Consider the following 18549-nt stretch of genomic DNA (forward strand, 5'->3'; position numbering starts at 1 on the left):
CGCCGCCCAGGTCCATAGTGGATAACAACTGCATGTCACTCTACATGGATATGGGGGAACCGCCATGGAGACCGACCCGACGGGCCGTCCCCTCGGCTACTGGCTCAAGCACCTGCACAACCTCCTGGAGGACGGCTTCGCCGCGTGCCTCGCCGACCTCGGCGTCGACCGCCGCCAGTGGCAGGCCCTGCACACCCTCGCCGGCGGCCCGCGCACACCCGACGCCCTCGCCGACCTCCTCGCCCCGTTCTGGCCCGACGCCCGGGCGGGCGTCGACGGCCTGCTGCACGGCCCCGCCGGCCTGCTGCCGCGCGGCTGGGCCGAACCCGCGGACGGCGACCGGGTGCGCCTGAGCAGGCCGGGCCGAGAGCTGCACGACGCGGTCGAGACCCGGGTCGCCGAGCTGCGCGCCGCCGTCCTCACCGGACTGACCCACGATCAGTACGCCGGGACCGTCCGCGCGCTGGCCGTGATGGCGGCCAATCTGGAGAACCGCGGCGCGGTGTCCGCATGACCGGCCCCGAGCCCGGCAGGGGGCTCCACCCCGACGGCACCATCGCCCGCGAGGGTGCCCCGGACCGCGTCCCCGCGGCGTTCCGGCCGGTCGTCGACACCACCCGCCGGCGGGTGGCCGCGCTCTTCGGGCCCGACCGCCTGCACAGCGCCTACCTCTACGGCAGCATCCCGCGCGGCACGGCCGTCCCCGGAGTCTCCGACCTCGACCTGCTGCTCGCCCTGCACGCGGAACCGACCGCGGCCGACCGCGCCGACGCCGAGACGCTCGGCGCCGGCCTCGACCGCGACTTCCCGGCGATCGACGGGGCCGGCGTGCTCGTCTTCGGCACCGACACCCTGCTCAGCCCGCTCGAACGGCACGACCTCGGCTTCTTCCTCGCCTGCCTGTGCACCCCGCTGCTCGGCGAGGACCTCGCCGCCCGCCTGCCCGCCTACCGGCCCGACCCGCTGCTCGCCCGGGAGACCAACGGCGACCTCGCGCTCGCCCTGCCCGGCTGGCGCGCACGACTCGCCGCAGCGGCCGGGGGCGAGGAACGCCGCCGCCTCGCCCGGGGGGTCTCGCGCCGTCTGGTGCGCACCGGCTTCACCCTGGTCATGCCCGACTGGAACGGCTGGACCAGCGACCTCGCGCTCTCGGCGGAAGTCTTCGCCGCCCGCTACCCGGCCCGCGCCGACCAGATGCGCCTGGCCGCCGCCACCGCCCGCACCCCCACCCCCGACCCGGCCGTCCTGACCCTCCTCGTCACCGACCTGGCCCCCTGGCTCGCCGCCGAGTACACCGCCGTCCACGGCCCCAAGGCGCCCCGCCCCTGACCTGTCCGCGCGCCGTGCCCTCCGGCGCGGCCGACGCGATTGCTGGAGTTAGCAGCGTGCTTGCAATTGCAAGCAGCGGTGTGCATGCTGGAGGCATGGCCTCACTGAACGTCGGCTCGCTCGGCGAGTACATCCGCGAGCAGCGGCGGAACGCACAGTTCTCGCTGCGGCAGCTGGCCGACGCCGCCGGAGTGTCCAACCCGTACCTCAGCCAGATCGAGCGCGGGCTGCGCAAGCCGAGCGCGGAGATCCTGCAGCAGATCGCCAAGGCGCTGCGGATCTCGGCCGAGACGCTCTACGTGCAGGCCGGAATCCTGGAGGAACGGCGGGAGGAAGGACTCGAACTCCGGGTCGCGATCCTCGCCGATCCACTGATCAACGAGCGGCAGAAGCAGGCCCTGCTCGCCGTCTACGACGCCTTTCTCAAGGAGAACCGCGAGAGCGGCCCCGCTCCCGACGCGTCTCCTGTCGCAGAGGACTGACCCGCCGTCGGGGCACCGGCGCCCCGCCCGCGACGTCCGCACGAGACCACCGCACGCACCAGCAACGCCCGGGAGGACCGGCCATGCCGATCACCGACGACATCAAGAAGACCCTCAGCGACCCGACCCCGCTCTACGCCCTCGCCGGCGCCGGAGACCTCGCCTACGAGAAGCTCCGCGAAGTGCCCGGCAAGGTCGAGGAGATCGCCGCCGACCGCAAGGCCGCCCAGGAGAAGGCCGCCGCCCGGCTGCAGGAGGCGCAGACCCTGCTGGTCGAGGCGCAGGGCAAGGTCACCGAGGCCGTCTCCGCCCTGCCGGCCGAGCTCAAGGACCTCAAGGAGCTCCAGGAGAAGGCGCAGACCTTCGCGCTGCAGCAGGTCGGCCGGGCCGTCGAGCTCGCCGTCAAGGCCAAGGAGGCCTACGACGAGCTGGCCGTCCGCGGCAAGGCCGTCGTGGAGAAGAACCGCGGCGCCGGCGACACCGCGGAGCCCGCGGCCGAGGTCGCCGCCGAGGCCCAGGTGACCGAGGTCGCCCTGGACGCCGAGCCGGCCCAGGACACCCCCGCCGAGGAGACCGCCCAGGACAGCGCGGACGAGCCGGCCCCCACCGCCAAGAAGGCCGCCCGGGCCCGCAAGTCCACCGGCAAGTAGGCCGACGGCCGGTCCACCGGCACGTCACCGGTAGGAGCGTGACGGCCGGGCCCGCCGATCCGCCGACCCGGGCACGCCCGGGCGGTTCGGATCGTTGTCACCGGAGCGGGGCGTCCGCCGTGCCACCATGGGCGGAGGAGCCGAGGCCGCAGTGAGGAGTCCGCAGTGTTCCACATCCTGCTCTTCGACGTGCTCAACCCCTTCTGGTGGTTGTCCGTCGCGATCATCGGCTTCAAGCTGTTCGCCTTCGTGGACGCGGCAGTACGCCGTGAGGACGCCTACCGGGCCGCGGACAAGAAGACCAAGGGCTTCTGGCTGATCGTCCTGGGCCTGGCACTCGGGCTCGACCTGCTCTTCGGCGCCAACGTCCTCGGCAACTTCCTGACCCTGATCGGCCTGGTCGCCGCCATCGTTTACGTGGTGGACGTGCGGCCCGCGATCAAGCAGCTCACCGACGGCCGCGGTGGCGGCCGGCGGAACATCGGCCCCTACGGGCCCTGGTGACCGTTACGTCCCGCAGCACGCCGAGAGGGCGGCACCCCGCACGGGGTGCCGCCCTCTCGGCGTCCGGTGGCTCAGCCCATCAGCGCGGACACCGGATTGCGCTCCAGCAGCAGCACGGCGACGTCGTCCGTCAGGGCGCCGCCGTTCAGCTCCTCGACCTCGGCGAGCGCGCTGTCGACCAGCCGGCCGCGGGTCAGGCCGGCCGCGTGGTGGTCGGCGACGAGCTCGATCAGACCGTCCTGGCCCAGCCGGCGCGAGCCGGCACCGACCCGGCCCTCGACCAGGCCGTCGGTGTACAGCAGCAGACTCCAACCGGGGTGCAGCTCCAACTCCACGGCCGGCCAGACGGCCAGGCCGTCGTCGCAGGGCAGCAGCCCGAGCGCCGGGCCCGTCTGGTCGGCCGGCAGCAGCCGCGGCGGCCCGTCGGCACCCAGCAGCAGCGGCGCCGGGTGCCCGGCCAGGAACAGCCGGACCTGCTCGACCTGCGGGGCCGCGGCCCCGTCGTCGGAGCCGGCCCCCGGGGCCGAGGCGTCGCCGGCCGGCTCCGCGCCGGGGACGAGGACCAGCATGCACAGCGTCGCGAAGATCTCGTCGCTGCGCCGTTCGTGCTCCAGCACGTGCTGCAGCGTGGTCAGCAGCTCCTGGCCGGTGAGCCCGGCGAAGACCAAGGTCCGCCACGCTATCCGCAGGGCGACACCGAGGGCGGCCTCGTCCGGGCCGTGCCCGCAGACGTCCCCGATGACGACGTGCACGGTGCCGTCGTCCGTCCGGACGGCGTCGTAGAAGTCGCCGCCGAGCAGGGCCCGGCGGCGGCCGGGGCGGTAGCGCCGGGTGAAGGCGAGGCCGGCCCCGTCGAGCAGCGGCGTGGGCAGCAGGTGCCGCTGGAGCCGCGCGTTCTCCTGGCCGCGGAGCTCCGCCTCCACCAGGCGGCGCTGCGACTCGTCCGCCCGCTTGCGCTCCACCGCGTACCGCAGGGCACGGGCCAGCAGCGCGCCGTCCGTCTCGCGCTTGACCAGGAAGTCCTGGGCGCCGGCCGCCACGGCGGCGGCGCCGAGCTCGGCACCGGCCGCGTCGGTGAGCACGATCAGCGCGACGTGCGGGGCGCGACGGCGCAGCTCGCGCAGCCCGTCCAGGCCGTCGGACGGGAAGGGCTCGTCGGTGGGGTGCCCGCCGTGCGCGGGGGCGGCGAGGTCGAGCAGCACGCAGTTGAAGTCGGCCGGGCGGGGACGGCTGCGCCGGGCGGTCATCGGCACCGGCGCCAGCAGCGCGGCGGCCTCCTCGACACCCCCGGCCCGGTGCAGGTCGACCCTGGCGCCGCTCTCGGCGACCAGCGACTCGATCAGGCCCATGTCCCCGGTGTCGCCGTCCGCGATCACCAGCAGGCGGTAGGGCGCCTCGCCGGACGGCTCGGCCCGGGCGGGCGAGGTCGTCCGCGGATGCGGTATCGGCGCCGGCTCGCGGGTGTCGTCGCCCCGGTCGGGCCGGGCGGACCTGCCGGCGGTGGCGGTGTCCGCGGCCTCCTTGGCGCGCTGCGCGACCGGCCGGCCGGCGGCGGAGCGGCCGGGGGCGGCAGCGGCGGGCGTGCCCGTACCGGTGCCCGCGCGGTGCGCGGTGTCGGCGGCATCGGCGGTGCCGAACCTGGCTGCGGCAGCGGATGCCCGCCCGTCTCCCGTTGCGGGCATTGGTCGATCCTTCCTTTCCCCGACTGCCCAACGGCTGGTGTCCGTGCGCAGTGCCCGCCTGGCACCGCGGGTCGAGGAGCTTCTCGCGACCATAACGTGATCTCCGGGGATTTCTCTGACTGGCGGCCGCTGCTGTGGTTTTTGCCACGCTCTCGGCGGCGTGCCCGACCGGCGGCGGCGCCGGTCGCGATGGGACTGACAGGAGGTCGATGACGGTGACGCAGATCACGCTTGTGCAGGGTGACATCACGGATCAGCAGGTGGACGTGGTGGTGAACGCCGCGAACTCGTCGCTGCTGGGCGGCGGCGGGGTGGACGGCGCGATCCACCGCAGGGGCGGTCCGGAGATCCTCGCGGACTGCCGACGGTTGCGTGCCTCGCACTACGGAAAGGGCCTGCCGACCGGCCGGGCCGTCTCGACGACGGCCGGGCGGCTGCCGGCCCGGTGGGTGGTGCACACCGTCGGGCCGGTGTTCGTGGCGGAGGAGCGGTCGGTGCGGGCTGGGCTGCTGGCCTCCTGCTATCGGGAGTCGCTCGGGCTGGCGGTGGACCTGGGGGCGCGCTCGGTGGCCTTCCCGGCGATCTCGGCCGGGATCTACGGGTGGCCGCTGGAGGACGCGGCGCGGATCGCCCTCACGACCGTCGCGGACGAGGTGGCCGGCGGGCGGGCCGGCGAGGTGGCGGAAGTGCGCTTCGTGCTGTTCGGGGCCGAGGTGTACGGGGTGTTCGAGCGGGTGTGGCACGCGCTGGAGTCGGAGGGTGAGGGCGAAGGCGGGGGTGAAGGCGAGGGCTGAGGCCCGGCCCGTCCGCGGCGGCGCCGGTCCTGCGGTGTGACGCAGAGGAGCTGACGGAACCTCATGTGACGGTCGGCAGTTCGTGCGATCGATTCCATGGTGGCGTGACGGGCCGTCAACACGCCAGAGGAATTCGATAACTCGTTCGAGTGAATCCCCCGCTCCGCACAGCCGAACCGTCCCGGCGGCCGCATGCGGGCCGGCCGGAACCGGGCAGGTGGGCGCCCTACGGGGCCAGCGCGGGCCAGGCCACGGTCACTTCGCCGTGCCGCCAGCGGCGGGTGTCGACCAGCGGCCAGTTCTGCGCCAGCGCCGTGCAGGCGGCGACCCAGCGCTGCCGGGCGCCGAAGGCGGCGTACGGCGCGGCGGCCGCCCAGGCCCGGTCGAAGTCGGTGAGGAAGGTGTGCACCGGCCGCCCCGGCACGTTGTGGTGGATCAGCGCCTTCGGCAGCCGTTCGGCCAGGTCGGAGGGGGTCTGCAGGTCGGCCAGCCGGGCCGCGAAGGTGACCGTGCGCGGCCCCTCGGGCCCGAGCGCCACCCACACGTGGCGGCGGCCGATCTCGTCGCAGGTGCCCTCGACCAGCAGGCCGTCCGGCGCCAGCCGTCCGCAGAGCCGCTCCCAGACCGCGGTGACCGACTCCTCCTCGTACTGCCGCAGCACGTTGGCAGCCCGGACGAGGTGCGCGGAGGCGCCGTCCAGGGGCACCTCGAAGCCGCCCCGGCGGAAGGTCAGCAGCGGCGGGTCCGCGTACGGCAGGGCGGCCGCCACCCGGGCCGGTTCGATCTCGATGCCGACCACCCGGATGTCCGGCCGGCCCGCCCGCAGCCGGGCGGCCAGCTCGACCGCCGTCCACGGGGCCGCCCCGTAGCCCAGGTCCACGGCGATCGGCGGCCGTTCGGCGACCCGCAGCGTCCGGGCCATGGTGTGCACGATCCAGCGGTCCATCCGCCGCAGCCGGTTGGTGTTGGTGGTGCCCCGGGTCACCGTCCCGACCGGGCGGGTCGATCGCGGCCCGCGGGCGGGGGAGGGGTCGAAGGCGGCCATGCCCGCAGGGTACGCGGGCGCCCCCGCGCCCGGGCGGCACGGTCGGCCGCCGCCAGGGCGCCCGGCCCGGCCCGGGGCGGTGTCGGGGGTCTCACCCGTCTGTCGGGAATACCGGCCGCAGGCCCGCTGGTTGGCACACTGGACGTCTGTCCGCCCGGAACGATCGGTTCCGGGCGGCCTTGCGTCGGACGCGGACCGCCGCGCCGGGCCACTGCCGGCAGGCGTCCCGCTGCCCTGCCCGCACGACCGGATGCACCATCGACCGGGGAGCACGAGGAGGCTTCAGCCAGGTGACGCAGCACCCCGTACGCACGGCCCGTCGTGAGCGGCTCGCCCAGGCGGCCGGAGGCACGGCGCCGACCGCCGGCACCGCCCCGTCGGCCCGCCGCGGCCGCCTGCAGGCGCTGATCGGCGGGCGCCCGAGGCGCCCGAGGCGGATCGCGATGCTGAGCGTCCACACCTCGCCGCTGCACCAGCCGGGCACCGGGGACGCCGGCGGCATGAACGTCTACATCGTGGAGCTCGCCAAGCGCCTCGCCGAGCTGAACATCGAGGTCGAGGTGTTCACCCGGGCGATCAGCTCCGACGACGCCCCGGCCGTCGAGCTCGCCCCCGGCGTGCTCGTCCGCCACGTCACCGCCGGGCCGTACGAGGGCCTCGTCAAGGAGGACCTCCCGGCCCAGCTCTGCGCCTTCACCCACGGGGTGCTGCGCACCGAGGCCGGCCACCGCCCCGGCCACTACGACCTGGTGCACTCCCACTACTGGCTGTCCGGGCACGTCGGCTGGCTGGCCGCCGAGCGCTGGGGCGTGCCGCTGGTGCACACCATGCACACCATGGCCAAGGTCAAGAACGCGGCGCTGGCCGAGGGCGACAGCCCCGAGCCTCCCGCCCGGGTGATCGGCGAGACGCAGGTCGTCGGGGCCGCGGACCGGCTGATCGCCAACACCGACGAGGAGGCGGCCGAGCTCTCGCACCACTACGACGCCCGCCGCGACCAGCTCGCCGTCGTCCACCCCGGGGTCAACCTGGACGTCTTCCGGCCCGGCAGCCGCGCCGCCGCCCGCGCCGCCCTCGGGCTGCCGCAGGACGCCGCGGTGCTGCTGTTCGCCGGCCGCATACAGCCGCTCAAGGCGCCCGACGTGCTGCTCCGGGCGGTCGCCGTGCTGCTGGCCCGGCGGCCCGAGCTGCGGGAGCGGCTGGTCGTCCCGGTGGTCGGCGGCCCCTCCGGCACCGGCCTCGCCAAGCCGGAGAGCCTGCACAAGCTCGCCGCCCAGCTCGGCATCTCGGACGTCGTGCGGTTCCACCCGCCGGTGGGCCAGGCCCGGCTCGCCGAGTGGTACCGGGCCGCCACCGCGCTGGTGATGCCCTCCTACAGCGAGTCCTTCGGCCTGGTCGCGCTGGAGGCCCAGGCCTGCGGCACCCCGGTGGTGGCGGCCGCGGTCGGCGGCCTCCCCGTCGCCGTCCGGGACGGCCGCACCGGCAGCCTGGTGCACGGCCACGACCCGCTCCGCTGGGCGGACGCCCTGGAGCCGTACGCGGACCGGCCCGAGCTGGTGCGCGAGCGCGGCGCGGCGGCGGCACGGCACGCGGCCCACTTCGGCTGGGACACCGCGGCGGCCGCCACTGCCGAGGTCTACGCCCAGGCCATGACCCACCCCGCCCGCGGCCTGCGCCTGGCGTAGGTCCCGCGGGGCAGCCCTCAAGGCCCCGGCGTCACCGCCGGGCGACCCGTCCCGGTGGGGTTGCCGGGGCGGGGGCGGTACCGGCGAGTAGCGTCAGCGTCATGGCAATCCGTACCAAGGACGAGGCGCTGACCCTGCTGCGCACCGCGCTCGACGAGGCCGGGGTGAGGTGGGAGCCGGCCGTGACCGACCCGTACACGCTGGTCGCGACGCTGCCCGGCACCCGCAAGCTGTCCACCACCTGCGCGCTGCGGGTGGGCGACCACACCCTGTCGGTCAACGCGTTCGTGATCCGCAGGCCGGACGAGAACCACCAGGCCGTGTACCGCTGGCTGCTGGAGCGCAACACCCGGCTCTACGGCGTCGCGTACGCCGTCGACCGGCTCGGCGACGTCTACCTCGCCGGGCGGCTGCCGCTGGAGGCGCTCACCCCGGACACCGTCGACCGGCTGCTGGGCACCGTCCTGGAGAACGCCGACGAGCCCTTCAACACCCTGCTGGAGCTGGGCTTCGCCACCGCGATCCGCCGCGAGTGGGAGTGGCGCACCAAGCGCGGCGAGTCCACCGGCAACCTCGCGGCCTTCGCCCACCTCGCCCAGGCCGCCACGGAGTCCGCGGCCGGGTCCGCGGCCGGGTCCGCGGCCGAGGAGACCGGCCCGGCTACGACCGGCTGAGCTCGGCGCTCGGGGCGGCCTCCGCAGGCAGTGCGTCCGCCGGGGCCGCCGCCGGCCGCCGGCCGAGCAGCAGGAACGCCCCCGCGGCGACCGTGCCGAAGACGGCGCAGGCGCCCCACACCGCCCGGCCGCCGGCGTGCTCCAGCAGGTAGCCGCCGGCCGCCGGGCCGACGAAGGAGGCCAGCGACCAGGAGAGCGAGTAGACGCCCTGGTAGCGGCCCCGGGCGCGGGCCGGGGAGAGCTCGGCGACCAGGCCCATCATGGTCGGCGCGGCCATGATCTCGCCGATCGTCCAGACCGCCACGGTGAAGGCGTAGAACCCTGCCGAGCCGCCGGCCAGTGCGGTCAGGCCGAAGCCCCATCCGGTCAGCAGTGCGCTGGCCACCAGCAGCCCCGTCCGGCCGCGGCCCTCCATCGCCCGGGTCAGCGGCAGCTGCAGCACCACGATCAGCACCCCGTTGAGGCCGATCACCAGCCCGTACCGGGCCGCCGAGATGCCCGCCAGCCCCATGTCGACGGCGAGCGTGGTGCTGCCCTGCTGGGCGACCACCGCGAGCAGCAGGTTCACCGCCACCAGCGCCATGAACCGGCCGTCCCGGAAGACCGTGCCGAGGCCGGCCCCGGGCTCGGCCGGAACCGGGCCGTCGGCCGCCCCGGACGGCGCCGAGGGCCGGTCCGGGCGGGACTCCGGGACGCGGGCGAAGACCACCACCGCGCAGGCCAGCGTGGAGGCCGCGTCCAGCAGGAAGAGCGCCAGGTAGCCGTGGGCGGCGATCAGGCCGGCCACCGCCGCGGAGACGCCGAAGCCGATGTTGATCGCCCAGTAGTTCAGCGAGTACGCCCGCACCCGGTGCTCGGCCGGGACGAGGTCCGCGATGATCGCCGAGACGGCCGGCCGCGAGGCGTTGCTCGCCAGGCCGACCAGGAAGGCCGTCACCGCGATCGCCGCCCGGTCCTGGCAGAAGCCGAGGACGGCGGTCGAGACGGCCGTGCCGAGCTGCGCGACGAGCAGGGTCGGCCGCCGCCCCCAGCGGTCGGCGAGCACCCCGCCCGCGACGGCGGCGATCGCCGAGCCGAGGCCGAAGAGCGAGGCCACCAGGCCGGCGTAGGCGGGGGAGAAGCCCCGGTCGCCGGTCAGGTAGAGGGCCAGGAAGGTCACCACGAAGCCGCCGAGGCGGTTCACCAGGGTCGACGTCCACAACCACCAGAAGGCGCGCGGCAGACCGCCCACCGCCTCCGAGACGGTGCTGCGCAGACGGACGGCGGCGGACATCGGCGGCTCCCGGGCAGGGCGGACCGGCGCGTCCGGGCAGGGGTGGGCCGCCGGGCGACGCAGGTAAGTGGCACAAGTGGTATCCGAACATTACCCGGGATGAGACGGTCGGACCAGCGGATAAACGGCTCCTCTAAACTGGCGCCCATGGCTGACACGACCTACCGACTCATCCTGCTCCGCCACGGCGAGAGCCAGTGGAACCAGAAGAACCTCTTCACCGGATGGGTCGACGTCGACCTCAACGAGAAGGGCGAGAAGGAGGCGGCCCGCGGCGGCGAGCTCCTCCTTTCCGAGGGGATCCTCCCCGACGTGGTGCACACCTCCCTGCTGCGCCGCGCCATCCGCACCTCCCAGATCGCGCTCGACAAGGCCGACCGCCACTGGATCCCGGTCAACCGCAGCTGGCGCCTCAACGAGCGCCACTACGGCGCCCTGCAGGGCAAGGACAAGGCCCAGACCCTCGCCGAGTTCGGCGAGGACCAGTTCCAGCTCTGGCGCCGCTCGTACGACACCCCGCCGCCCGCGCTCGCCGACGACTCCGAGTACTCGCAGGCCGGCGACGCCCGCTACGCCGACATCCCGAGCGAGCTGCGCCCGCGCACCGAGTGCCTCAAGGACGTCGTCGAGCGCATGCTCCCGTACTGGTACGACGCGATCGTCCCGGACCTCGCCGCCGGCCGCACCGTGCTGGTCACCGCGCACGGCAACAGCCTGCGCGCCCTGGTCAAGCACCTGGACGGCATCTCCGACGAGGCCATCGCCGGCCTGAACATCCCCACCGGCATCCCGCTCGTCTACGAGCTCGACGCCGACTTCAAGCCGCTCAACCCCGGCGGCCGCTACCTCGACCCGGAGGCCGCCGCGGCCGCCATCGAGGCCGTGAAGAACCAGGGCAAGAAGTAAGTCCGTAGCGCCGAGGCCCCGTCCGGTCCGCCCGGGCGGGGCCTCGGCGTGTCCGGGCCCGCGGGCCGACGGTTCGTCAGGTCGGTTCTGTCGCAGACTGGTTCAGACCATTGACGGGAGTGGCGGGCCGCTCCTAGCGTGGTGGTCCAGACCTGGCGCGAGCACGCCAACCCCCACCGCGCGCTGCCCGCCGGGCGTTCACGCACACGCACACTCCATCCACCCCCACGGAGGGAGCACCATGCGCAAGCGTCACATCCTGGCGGCCGTCGCGGCCGCCGCGGCCGTCCCCCTCGCCACCGCGGTCCCCGCGTACTCGCACGGCTGGATCACCACACCGCCGAGCCGGGCCGCCCTGTGCGCCGCCGGCACGGTCGCCAACTGCGGCGACATCCGGTGGGAGCCGCAGAGCGTCGAGGGGCCGAAGGGCTTCCCGGCCAAGGGCCCGGCCGACGGCACCCTCTGCGCGGGCGGCAACAGCCGCTTCGCCCAGCTGGACGACCCGCGCGGCGGCGCCTGGCCGGCCACCAGGGTGAGCGCCGGCCAGCGGCTGACCTTCACTTGGAAGTTCACCGCCCGGCACGCGACCACGCAGTTCCGCTACTACCTCACCAGGCCGGGCTACAGCGCGGGCAGCAGGCTGACCCGCGCCAACATCGACTCCACGCCCTTCCTCACCGTCCCCTACAACGGCGCCCAGCCCCCCACGACGCTGAGCCACACCGCGACCCTGCCCTCCGGCCGCACCGGCCACCAGGTGGTGCTGGCCATCTGGGACGTCGCGGACACCGGCAACGCCTTCTACCAGTGCATGGACGTCACCTTCTGACGGACGCACCCGGTCCGCCGTGCGATGGACCGCGGACATGCGCGGGCCCCGCCCGGGCGGCGTGACATCGCCGTCCGGGCGGGGCCCGCGGTGTCAGTGGCCGCCGCAGCAGCCCCCGTCGGCGCCGCCGCACTGGCACGGGGCCCCGGACTGGCAGCCGCAACCGCAGCCCGGCCCGCAGCCGCAGCCCGCGGCGAGGACCGGCAGCAGCTTCACGGAGGGCACTGTGGCGGCGCGCGCCGCGGGCGTGGTCGGGTTCTGGTCGGCCTTCATCACGGTCGGGTCCTCCTCATCGACGGCTGTCGACGGCAGTCGACGGCGCACCACGGCACGCCGCAGCACCTGCGGGCATGCCCAGAACGAGTGAAAACCGGTCCCGGACGGGGCGTCAACGGGCGCGCGGAGGTAGGGCGCCCGCGCAGGCGTGCGCCCCTGCCCCCCGTGCCGCGGGTCACTCGGCCTGCTGCGCCGCCGTCTCCGCCGCGAACTCGTCCGCGTGCTCGCCGGTCACCAGGAAGACCACGCGCTTGGCCACCGACACCGCGTGGTCGGCGAACCGCTCGTAGTAGCGGCCGACCAGGGTCACGTCGACCGCGGTCTCGATGCCGTGCTGCCAGCGGTCGTCCAGCAGGTGCGAGAAGAGCTCGCGGTGCAGCGCGTCGATCGCGTCGTCGTCCCGCTCCAGCTCCATCGCCGCGTTGGCGTCCTTGGTGGAGATCACCAGGCCGGCCTTGGCGACCAGGCGCTGGGCGAGCTGCCCCATCTCCAGCACGATCGGGTGCAGGTCGTTCGGCACCGCCGACTCGGGGTAGCGCAGCCGGGCCACCTTGGCCACGTGCCGGGCCAGGTCGCCGCAGCGCTCCAGGTCGGCGCTCATCCGCAGGCTGGTCACCACGATGCGCAGGTCCGTCGCGACGGGCTGCTGCCGGGCCAGCAGGTCGATCGCCCGGTTCTCCAGCTCGTGGTGGAGGTCGTTGACCTTCTCGTCGGCGGCGATCACGCTCTCCGCCAGCGCCAGGTCGGCGTCGAGCAGCGCGGTGGTGGCCCGGCCCATGGCGGAGCCGACCAGCCGGGCCATCTCGACCAGGCCGTCGCTGATCGAGTCCAGTTCCTCGTGGTACGCGTCGCGCATGCTCTCTCCTCCTGGCCGCCCGTCCCCCGTTCGAAGGGTCGGCCGGTCCGTCAGTAGCTGTGTCGGTGGCGGTGCCGACCGGTCCGCCCGCGAGGACGGCCGCTGCTGGTGGCGCGAATGGTAGCCGCGTCACCGCCCGCACGGGCTTGCGTCGACAACACTGCGCCGCCCGGGCGACCACGCACGACCCCCGCAGTGAACCAGTAGAGGACTGAAGGTGAATTCTCGGCAACGTCCGGCCGATCCCTTGATCGCACCCTGGGGGAGCGCGCCCGACGTGCGCTTAGGCTGAGTGACATGGACGTGAATGTGGCCACCGCCGCTGCCTGCGCCATAGCCGGGCTCGGCGTCGGTCTCACGGCCGCCATCGCCTTCCGTTGGAGCGAACGCGAGCAGGCCCGCGGCACCACCCCCCGGGGCGGCGCCGCCGGCCGGACCGGCTCGGGCGGGCTCCTGGCGTACGAACCCCCGCTGCCACCCGGCGTGGACACCGTGCTCTCCGTGCTGCGCTCCTGCGCGATCGTGCTCGGCGAGGGCGACGAGGTGGTCAAGGCCAGCTCCGCCGCCTACTCGATGGGTCTGGTCCGAGGCGGTGCGATGGCCGTGGAACAGATGCTCACGCTCGCCCGGGCGACCCGCCGCGACGGCGAGATCCGCCAGGCCGAGCTGGAGGTGCCCCGGCCCGGCGGCGCCCGCACGGCCGAGCCGCTGGCCGTCTCCGTGCGGGTCGCCCCGCTCGGCTCCCGGCTGGTGCTGGTCCTCGTCGAGGACCTCACCGAGCGGCGCCGGATCGAGGCGATCCGCCGCGACTTCGTGGCCAACGTCTCGCACGAGCTCAAGACCCCGGTCGGCGCGCTGTCGCTGCTCTCCGAGGCCGTCGCGGACGCGTCGGACGACCCGGAGGCCGTCCAGCGGTTCGCCGGCCGGATGCAGATCGAGGCGACCCGGCTGGCCAGCCTCGTCCAGGAGATCATCGACCTCTCCCGGGTCCAGGACGACCAGCGGCTGGTCGACCCGGAGCCGGTGCCGGTCGACGAGCTCATCGCCGAGGCGATCGACCGCTGCCGCCAGCCCGCCGCGGCCAAGCAGATCCTGATCGCCGCCGGCGGAACCGGCGGCCTCTACCTGCACGGCAACCGCGGCCAGCTCGCCGCCGCTCTCGGCAACCTGGTCGAGAACGCCGTGAACTACAGCCCGCCGCGGACCAGGGTGGCGATCGCCACCCGCCGCATCTCCAGCGCCGCCGCACTCGGCGAGGCCGAGGGCGAGCTGATCGAGATCTCGGTGACCGACCAGGGCATCGGCATCTCGGAGAAGGACCGCGAGCGCATCTTCGAGCGCTTCTACCGGGTGGACCCGGCCCGCTCGCGGGCCACCGGAGGAACCGGCCTCGGCCTCTCCATCGTCAAGCATGTCGCGGCCTCCCACCGCGGCACCGTGGCGGTGTGGAGCGTGGAGGGCCAGGGATCCACCTTCACCCTGCGGCTCCCGGCCGGGCAGCCGCCCGCCGGCAACCGCGAGACCGTGCCGCCGACCGAGGCGGGCCGGACGACCGACAACACCGCACCGCACCCCCTTCCTGCCCCGGAGGCCCGATCGTGACCCGAGTACTGGTGGTCGAGGACGAGGAGTCGTTCAGCGACGCCCTCTCGTACATGCTCCGCAAGGAGGGATTCGAGGTGGCCGTCGCAGCCACCGGCCCCGACGCCCTCGAGCAGTTCGAGCGCAACGGCGCCGACCTTGTGCTGCTCGACCTGATGCTGCCGGGCCTGCCGGGCACCGAGGTCTGCCGCCAGCTGCGCGTCCGCTCCAACGTCCCGGTGATCATGGTCACCGCGAAGGACAGCGAGATCGACAAGGTCGTCGGTCTGGAGATAGGCGCTGACGACTACGTCACCAAGCCCTACTCCACCCGCGAGCTGGTCGCCCGCATCCGCGCGGTGCTCCGCCGCCGCGGCGAGGACGGCAACGGCAACGGCGACGGCAGCGGCCCGGGCGCGCTGGAGGCCGGCCCGGTCCGGATGGACGTCGACCGGCACGTGGTGACGGTGGACGGCGCCAAGGTCGACCTGCCGCTGAAGGAGTTCGACCTGCTGGAGATGCTGCTCCGCAACGCGGGCCGGGTGCTCACCCGGATGCAGCTGATCGACCGGGTCTGGGGCGCGGACTACGTCGGCGACACCAAGACCCTGGACGTCCACGTCAAGCGGCTGCGCGCCAAGATCGAGCCGGACCCGGGCGCGCCGCGCTACCTGGTCACCGTCCGCGGCCTCGGCTACAAGTTCGAGCCGTAGGCCGGGCGCGCCGGACACCCCGGACATGCCGACGGCCGAGGGCCCCGCCTGGTGCGGGGCCCTCGGCCGTCGTGCTGCGTGCGCGCGGTGCGCGGCGGATCAGTGCGCCGAGGCGCTCGCCGTCGCGGTCGCCGAGCCGGTGGCGGTGGCGGTGGCCGAGCCGGACGCGGTGGCGGACGGCGAACCGGTGGCAGTGGCCGAGGCGCTCGCCGAGCCGCTCGCGGAGGCCGAGGCGGAGGCCGACGGCTTGGCGGTGTGCTCGGGCGCCTTCGGGCCGAAGGACGCGTACAGGCCGGTCGCCGGGACGACGCCCACCGGGAGGCCCACCTTGCCGGCGGTCTTGAAGGAGAAGTCGGTGTCGGCGTAGCCGCCGATCGGGAGCTTCGCCGAGGTCAGGTGCGCGAGCGGCTGGCCCTCGCCGCCGATCAGCACCGAGCCGCCGGCCGGGACGACGATCTCGGTCACGGCCGCGCCCTTGGCGTCGGTGAAGGTGGCGGTGCCCGCGCCCTCCACCGTCACGGACTGCAGGACCTCGGGGGTCGAGCCGGTGTTGGCGATGTTGACCGTCAGGTTGACCGGGCCGGCCTCGTCCGAGGAGGCGCCCTTCTCGGTGACGAGCAGGACGTTGTTGAGACGCAGGTTCTGGCCGATCGAGGTCGCCGCGTTGTCGGGCTTGATCTGCAGGGTCTCCGCCTGGTTGCCGGCCGAGCAGGCGGACAGCGGCACAACGGTGGCGAGGACGAGGGCGGCGATCGCGCCGCGTCGAAGGCTCCGGCTCACGGCGGCGACTTCTCCTTGGATGTGGATCACGGATGTGGATCACGTGGGGTGGTCAGCGATCAGACTACCGACCGCTTACGCCCGCCTCCCACGGGGTGGCCCCGTGTCGCGGCGCTCCGTCCGTACGCACCCGTAGAGATGTCCCGCCGCCGATCCCGGACGTCCACGAACCGGGCCAGGTCGCACGGGTCCTGTCGGCCCGGCCGCCCGGTAACGGTTGGGACACGGCGCCGAAGAGGACGAAAACTCAAGATCCAATCATGGTTTCGGCAGTGTTGCCAGAGGTTTCGTCGAGCTGTCGTACCGCCTCCGACCTGCGGGAAGCCCACCTCGAACACCGGTCGCAGCACGTCATGGGGGTGGTTGTCAAGCCCTGAGACCCGCCCTGACCTGCGAAAACGCCCTTCGGGTGCGCCGAGAAGCGTGTTATTCTGGAAAGCCACGGAAGGGGTCCTGTCACATGACGTTCAAGGTTGGCGACACGGTGGTCTACCCCCATCACGGGGCCGCGCTGATCGAGGCCATCGAAACTCGCCAGATCAAAGGTGTGGACAAGACCTACCTGGTGCTCAAGGTGCAGCAGGGAGACCTGACACTGCGTGTGCCCGCCGAGAACGCGGAGTTCGTCGGCGTGCGCGACGTGGTCGGTCAGGAAGGTCTGGACCGGGTCTTCGAGGTGCTGCGCGCGCCGTACACCGAGGAGCCCACGAACTGGTCCCGTCGCTACAAGGCGAATCTCGAGAAGCTCGCTTCGGGCGATGTCATCAAGGTCGCCGAGGTCGTTCGCGACCTGTGGCGCCGCGAGCGCGAGCGCGGGCTGTCGGCCGGTGAGAAGCGGATGCTCGCCAAGGCCCGGCAGATCCTGGTCAGTGAACTCGCGCTGGCCGAGAACACCAACGAGGACAAGGCGGAGACGCTGCTCGACGAGGTCCTCGCCTCCTAAGCGGCTTCGCAATGCCCAGCGCCCGATGCCGGCGCGCGATCCCGGTCACACGGCTGACCGGGTCGTTCTCCGGCACCTCGGGCGCTTCGGCGTGTCCGCCGGCGAACTGCTCGCCGGCTGCACCGGCGCACCCGCGTACAGACGCCCCGCACGGCCGACCGCACCCCGGTCGTGCGCCGGTGTGGCGCGCGGGGGTGTCGGACTCGTCGGAGCGGTTTGGCTAACGTGCAGTCGGAAGGGGTCCATCGCGCACGCCGTGCGGCGCACGCCATGGCCATACCCACTTCGCCGAAGGAGCGAAACCTGAACGGGTCAGCAGCAGTTGCAGCGGCGGTGGTGCCCGCCGCCGGGCGCGGGGAGCGGTTGGGGCCCGGCGCCCCCAAGGCCCTGCGCGAACTCGGCGGGGTGCCCCTGCTGGTCCACGCGGTCAGGGCGCTGGCCCGCAGCCGGGCCGTGGGCCTGGTCGTGGTCGCCGCGCCGCCGGACGGGGTCGCCGAGGTCGTCGCGCTGCTCGACAGCCACGGCCTCGACGGCAAGGACGTCCGGGTGGTCGCCGGCGGCGCCGACCGGCAGGAGTCCGTCCGGCTCGGACTCGCGGCCGTCCCCGAGGAGGTCGACATCGTGCTGGTGCACGACGCCGCCCGGCCGCTCGTCCCGGTCGAGGTGGTGGACGCGGTCGCCGCCGCCGTCCGGGCCGGCGCCGACGCCGTCGTCCCCGCCGTGCCGCTCGCCGACACCGTCAAGCGGGTCGATCCGCAGGCGCCCGGCGTGCCCGAGCCGGTGCTGGAGACCCCGGACCGCTCCGCGCTGCGCGCCGTGCAGACCCCGCAGGGCTTCCGCCGCTCGGTGCTGCACGAGGTGCACGAGAAGGCCCTCGCCGAGGAGTCGGCCGGCGCCCTGCCGCCGGTGACCGACGACGCCGGGCTGGTCGAGCGATTCGGCGGCCGGGTCGTCGTGGTGCCCGGCCACGAGGAGGCCTTCAAGGTCACCCGTCCGCTGGACCTCGTGCTCGCCGAGGCGGTACTCGCCCGAAGGAGGGCCTCCGATGGCTTCTGACGCACCCGCACCGATCCTGCCGCTGGTCGGCATCGGCACCGACGTGCACGCCTTCGAGGCCGGCCGGCCGCTGCGGGTCGCCGGGCTCGACTGGCCGGACGCCGGCGACGGCCTGGCCGGCCACTCGGACGCCGACGTCGCCGCGCACGCCGCCTGCGACGCGCTGTTCTCCGCGGCCGGCCTCGGCGACCTCGGCGCGCACTTCGGCACCGACCGCCCCGAGTGGTCCGGCGCCGCCGGCACCGTGCTGCTGGCGGAGGCCGCCCGGATCGTCCGCGCAGCAGGCTTCGAGATCGGCAACGTGGCGATCCAGGTGATCGGCGTCCGGCCGAAGATCGGCAAGCGCCGCGCGGAGGCGCAGGCCGCGCTCTCCGCCGCGGTCGGCGCCCCGGTCGCGGTCTCCGGCACCACCACCGACGGACTCGGCCTGACCGGTCGCGCCGAGGGGCTGGCGGCGATCGCCACCGCCCTGGTCTACCGGACGCCCTGAC

General features: G+C 74.3%; 20 protein-coding genes. 15 read left to right on the top strand and 5 right to left on the bottom strand.

The window, feature by feature from the left end; all coding sequences use genetic code 11:
- Positions 1-64: 64 nt before the first annotated feature.
- From AB0P35_RS04935 to AB0P35_RS04955, 5 genes are all read left to right on the top strand, one after another.
- On the top strand, positions 65-514 hold the full coding sequence (locus AB0P35_RS04935) for a MarR family winged helix-turn-helix transcriptional regulator (RefSeq protein WP_363506573.1): 450 nt from the start codon (positions 65-67) through the stop codon (positions 512-514).
- A complete protein-coding gene (locus AB0P35_RS04940; RefSeq protein ID WP_363506576.1) occupies positions 511-1329 on the top strand; it encodes a nucleotidyltransferase in 819 nt (272 codons plus the stop codon). The genes AB0P35_RS04935 and AB0P35_RS04940 overlap by 4 nt, the downstream gene beginning before the upstream one ends.
- A 95-nt stretch (positions 1330-1424) precedes the next feature.
- Positions 1425-1811 carry a helix-turn-helix transcriptional regulator gene (locus tag AB0P35_RS04945; RefSeq protein WP_363506579.1) on the top strand — a complete coding sequence of 129 codons (387 nt, stop codon included), beginning with the start codon at positions 1425-1427 and terminating at the stop codon, positions 1809-1811.
- Between the two features lie 83 nt (positions 1812-1894).
- A complete protein-coding gene (locus tag AB0P35_RS04950; protein WP_363506582.1) occupies positions 1895-2461 on the top strand; it encodes a hypothetical protein in 567 nt (188 codons plus the stop codon).
- Positions 2462-2626: 165 nt separating this feature from the next.
- Positions 2627-2965 (top strand): DUF2516 family protein, encoded by a 339-nt coding sequence (locus tag AB0P35_RS04955; RefSeq protein WP_257019144.1) that lies wholly within the window; start codon positions 2627-2629, stop codon positions 2963-2965.
- A 71-nt stretch (positions 2966-3036) separates the two neighbouring features.
- Here AB0P35_RS04955 and AB0P35_RS04960 read toward each other — a convergent pair whose 3' ends face one another.
- Entirely contained in the window at positions 3037-4647 is a 1611-nt protein-coding gene (locus tag AB0P35_RS04960; protein WP_363506585.1) for a SpoIIE family protein phosphatase, read from the bottom strand.
- Positions 4648-4856: 209 nt separating this feature from the next.
- Between AB0P35_RS04960 and AB0P35_RS04965 the strand changes: the two genes are divergently transcribed.
- Positions 4857-5441, top strand: coding sequence for an O-acetyl-ADP-ribose deacetylase (locus tag AB0P35_RS04965; RefSeq protein WP_363506588.1), 585 nt, complete (start codon positions 4857-4859; stop codon positions 5439-5441).
- Between the two features lie 226 nt (positions 5442-5667).
- On the opposite strand, the gene AB0P35_RS04970 is transcribed toward AB0P35_RS04965, so the two are convergent.
- Positions 5668-6486 carry a class I SAM-dependent methyltransferase gene (locus tag AB0P35_RS04970; protein WP_363506591.1) on the bottom strand — a complete coding sequence of 273 codons (819 nt, stop codon included), beginning with the start codon at positions 6484-6486 and terminating at the stop codon, positions 5668-5670.
- A 395-nt stretch (positions 6487-6881) separates the two neighbouring features.
- Between AB0P35_RS04970 and mshA the strand changes: the two genes are divergently transcribed.
- Both mshA and AB0P35_RS04980 read left to right on the top strand, forming a co-directional pair.
- Positions 6882-8171: a D-inositol-3-phosphate glycosyltransferase gene (gene mshA, locus AB0P35_RS04975; RefSeq protein ID WP_363506903.1), complete on the top strand. Its 1290-nt coding sequence runs from the start codon at positions 6882-6884 to the stop codon at positions 8169-8171.
- Positions 8172-8272: 101 nt separating this feature from the next.
- Positions 8273-8845 (top strand): YbjN domain-containing protein, encoded by a 573-nt coding sequence (locus AB0P35_RS04980; protein WP_363506594.1) that lies wholly within the window; start codon positions 8273-8275, stop codon positions 8843-8845.
- On the opposite strand, the gene AB0P35_RS04985 is transcribed toward AB0P35_RS04980, so the two are convergent.
- Positions 8832-10118, bottom strand: coding sequence for an MFS transporter (locus AB0P35_RS04985; RefSeq protein WP_363506597.1), 1287 nt, complete (start codon positions 10116-10118; stop codon positions 8832-8834). The two genes, AB0P35_RS04980 and AB0P35_RS04985, sit on opposite strands and share 14 nt — an antisense overlap.
- Before the next feature lie 147 nt (positions 10119-10265).
- On the opposite strand from AB0P35_RS04985, the gene AB0P35_RS04990 reads away from it, so the two are divergent.
- Together AB0P35_RS04990 and AB0P35_RS04995 are read left to right on the top strand one after the other, a co-directional pair.
- On the top strand, positions 10266-11024 hold the full coding sequence (locus AB0P35_RS04990; protein WP_363506600.1) for a phosphoglyceromutase: 759 nt from the start codon (positions 10266-10268) through the stop codon (positions 11022-11024).
- A gap of 241 nt (positions 11025-11265) precedes the next feature.
- On the top strand, positions 11266-11853 hold the full coding sequence (locus AB0P35_RS04995) for a lytic polysaccharide monooxygenase (RefSeq protein ID WP_363506603.1): 588 nt from the start codon (positions 11266-11268) through the stop codon (positions 11851-11853).
- A 451-nt stretch (positions 11854-12304) separates the two neighbouring features.
- Here AB0P35_RS04995 and phoU read toward each other — a convergent pair whose 3' ends face one another.
- A complete protein-coding gene (gene phoU, locus AB0P35_RS05000; protein ID WP_095874219.1) occupies positions 12305-12985 on the bottom strand; it encodes a phosphate signaling complex protein PhoU in 681 nt (226 codons plus the stop codon).
- Positions 12986-13282: 297 nt separating this feature from the next.
- Here phoU and AB0P35_RS05005 point away from each other — a divergent pair, with 297 nt between their 5' ends.
- Together AB0P35_RS05005 and AB0P35_RS05010 are read left to right on the top strand one after the other, a co-directional pair.
- Entirely contained in the window at positions 13283-14587 is a 1305-nt protein-coding gene (locus tag AB0P35_RS05005; protein ID WP_363506606.1) for an ATP-binding protein, read from the top strand.
- The gene (locus tag AB0P35_RS05010) at positions 14584-15279 is read left to right on the top strand and encodes a response regulator transcription factor (protein WP_030267755.1); all 696 of its coding nucleotides are present in this window, start codon (positions 14584-14586) and stop codon (positions 15277-15279) included. Before AB0P35_RS05005 ends, AB0P35_RS05010 begins: the two co-directional genes overlap by 4 nt.
- Before the next feature lie 99 nt (positions 15280-15378).
- On the opposite strand, the gene AB0P35_RS05015 is transcribed toward AB0P35_RS05010, so the two are convergent.
- On the bottom strand, positions 15379-16059 hold the full coding sequence (locus AB0P35_RS05015) for a DUF461 domain-containing protein (protein WP_363506609.1): 681 nt from the start codon (positions 16057-16059) through the stop codon (positions 15379-15381).
- Positions 16060-16519: 460 nt separating this feature from the next.
- Here AB0P35_RS05015 and AB0P35_RS05020 point away from each other — a divergent pair, with 460 nt between their 5' ends.
- The 3 genes from AB0P35_RS05020 to ispF all read left to right on the top strand — a co-directional run bounded on the left by AB0P35_RS05020 (position 16520) and on the right by ispF (position 18548).
- The gene (locus tag AB0P35_RS05020) at positions 16520-17002 is read left to right on the top strand and encodes a CarD family transcriptional regulator (protein ID WP_014136563.1); all 483 of its coding nucleotides are present in this window, start codon (positions 16520-16522) and stop codon (positions 17000-17002) included.
- Positions 17003-17272: 270 nt separating this feature from the next.
- Positions 17273-18058, top strand: a complete 786-nt coding sequence (ispD, locus tag AB0P35_RS05025; protein WP_363506612.1) for a 2-C-methyl-D-erythritol 4-phosphate cytidylyltransferase — start codon at positions 17273-17275, stop codon at positions 18056-18058.
- Positions 18048-18548 carry a 2-C-methyl-D-erythritol 2,4-cyclodiphosphate synthase gene (gene ispF / locus AB0P35_RS05030; RefSeq protein WP_095874223.1) on the top strand — a complete coding sequence of 167 codons (501 nt, stop codon included), beginning with the start codon at positions 18048-18050 and terminating at the stop codon, positions 18546-18548. Before ispD ends, ispF begins: the two co-directional genes overlap by 11 nt.
- The last annotated feature ends 1 nt before the right edge of the window (position 18549 follow it).

This window comes from Kitasatospora sp. NPDC085879, assembly GCF_040686255.1.
GTDB lineage: Bacteria > Actinomycetota > Actinomycetes > Streptomycetales > Streptomycetaceae > Kitasatospora.

What these genes read in the sequence shown, in the direction of transcription:
- AB0P35_RS04970 (WP_363506591.1), bottom strand. Translation starts at nt 6,486, where the DNA reads ATGGCCGCCTTCGACCCCTCCCCCGCCCGCGGGCCGCGATCGACCCGC.
- AB0P35_RS05005 (WP_363506606.1), top strand. Translation starts at nt 13,283, where the DNA reads ATGGACGTGAATGTGGCCACCGCCGCTGCCTGCGCCATAGCCGGGCTC.
- AB0P35_RS04985 (WP_363506597.1), bottom strand. Translation starts at nt 10,118, where the DNA reads ATGTCCGCCGCCGTCCGTCTGCGCAGCACCGTCTCGGAGGCGGTGGGC.
- AB0P35_RS05020 (WP_014136563.1), top strand. Translation starts at nt 16,520, where the DNA reads ATGACGTTCAAGGTTGGCGACACGGTGGTCTACCCCCATCACGGGGCC.
- phoU (WP_095874219.1), bottom strand. Translation starts at nt 12,985, where the DNA reads ATGCGCGACGCGTACCACGAGGAACTGGACTCGATCAGCGACGGCCTG.
- AB0P35_RS04940 (WP_363506576.1), top strand. Translation starts at nt 511, where the DNA reads ATGACCGGCCCCGAGCCCGGCAGGGGGCTCCACCCCGACGGCACCATC.
- AB0P35_RS04945 (WP_363506579.1), top strand. Translation starts at nt 1,425, where the DNA reads ATGGCCTCACTGAACGTCGGCTCGCTCGGCGAGTACATCCGCGAGCAG.
- AB0P35_RS04965 (WP_363506588.1), top strand. Translation starts at nt 4,857, where the DNA reads ATGACGGTGACGCAGATCACGCTTGTGCAGGGTGACATCACGGATCAG.
- ispD (WP_363506612.1), top strand. Translation starts at nt 17,273, where the DNA reads ATGGCCATACCCACTTCGCCGAAGGAGCGAAACCTGAACGGGTCAGCA.
- AB0P35_RS04990 (WP_363506600.1), top strand. Translation starts at nt 10,266, where the DNA reads ATGGCTGACACGACCTACCGACTCATCCTGCTCCGCCACGGCGAGAGC.
- AB0P35_RS04950 (WP_363506582.1), top strand. Translation starts at nt 1,895, where the DNA reads ATGCCGATCACCGACGACATCAAGAAGACCCTCAGCGACCCGACCCCG.
- AB0P35_RS04995 (WP_363506603.1), top strand. Translation starts at nt 11,266, where the DNA reads ATGCGCAAGCGTCACATCCTGGCGGCCGTCGCGGCCGCCGCGGCCGTC.
- AB0P35_RS04980 (WP_363506594.1), top strand. Translation starts at nt 8,273, where the DNA reads ATGGCAATCCGTACCAAGGACGAGGCGCTGACCCTGCTGCGCACCGCG.
- AB0P35_RS04935 (WP_363506573.1), top strand. Translation starts at nt 65, where the DNA reads ATGGAGACCGACCCGACGGGCCGTCCCCTCGGCTACTGGCTCAAGCAC.
- AB0P35_RS04960 (WP_363506585.1), bottom strand. Translation starts at nt 4,647, where the DNA reads ATGCCCGCAACGGGAGACGGGCGGGCATCCGCTGCCGCAGCCAGGTTC.
- ispF (WP_095874223.1), top strand. Translation starts at nt 18,048, where the DNA reads ATGGCTTCTGACGCACCCGCACCGATCCTGCCGCTGGTCGGCATCGGC.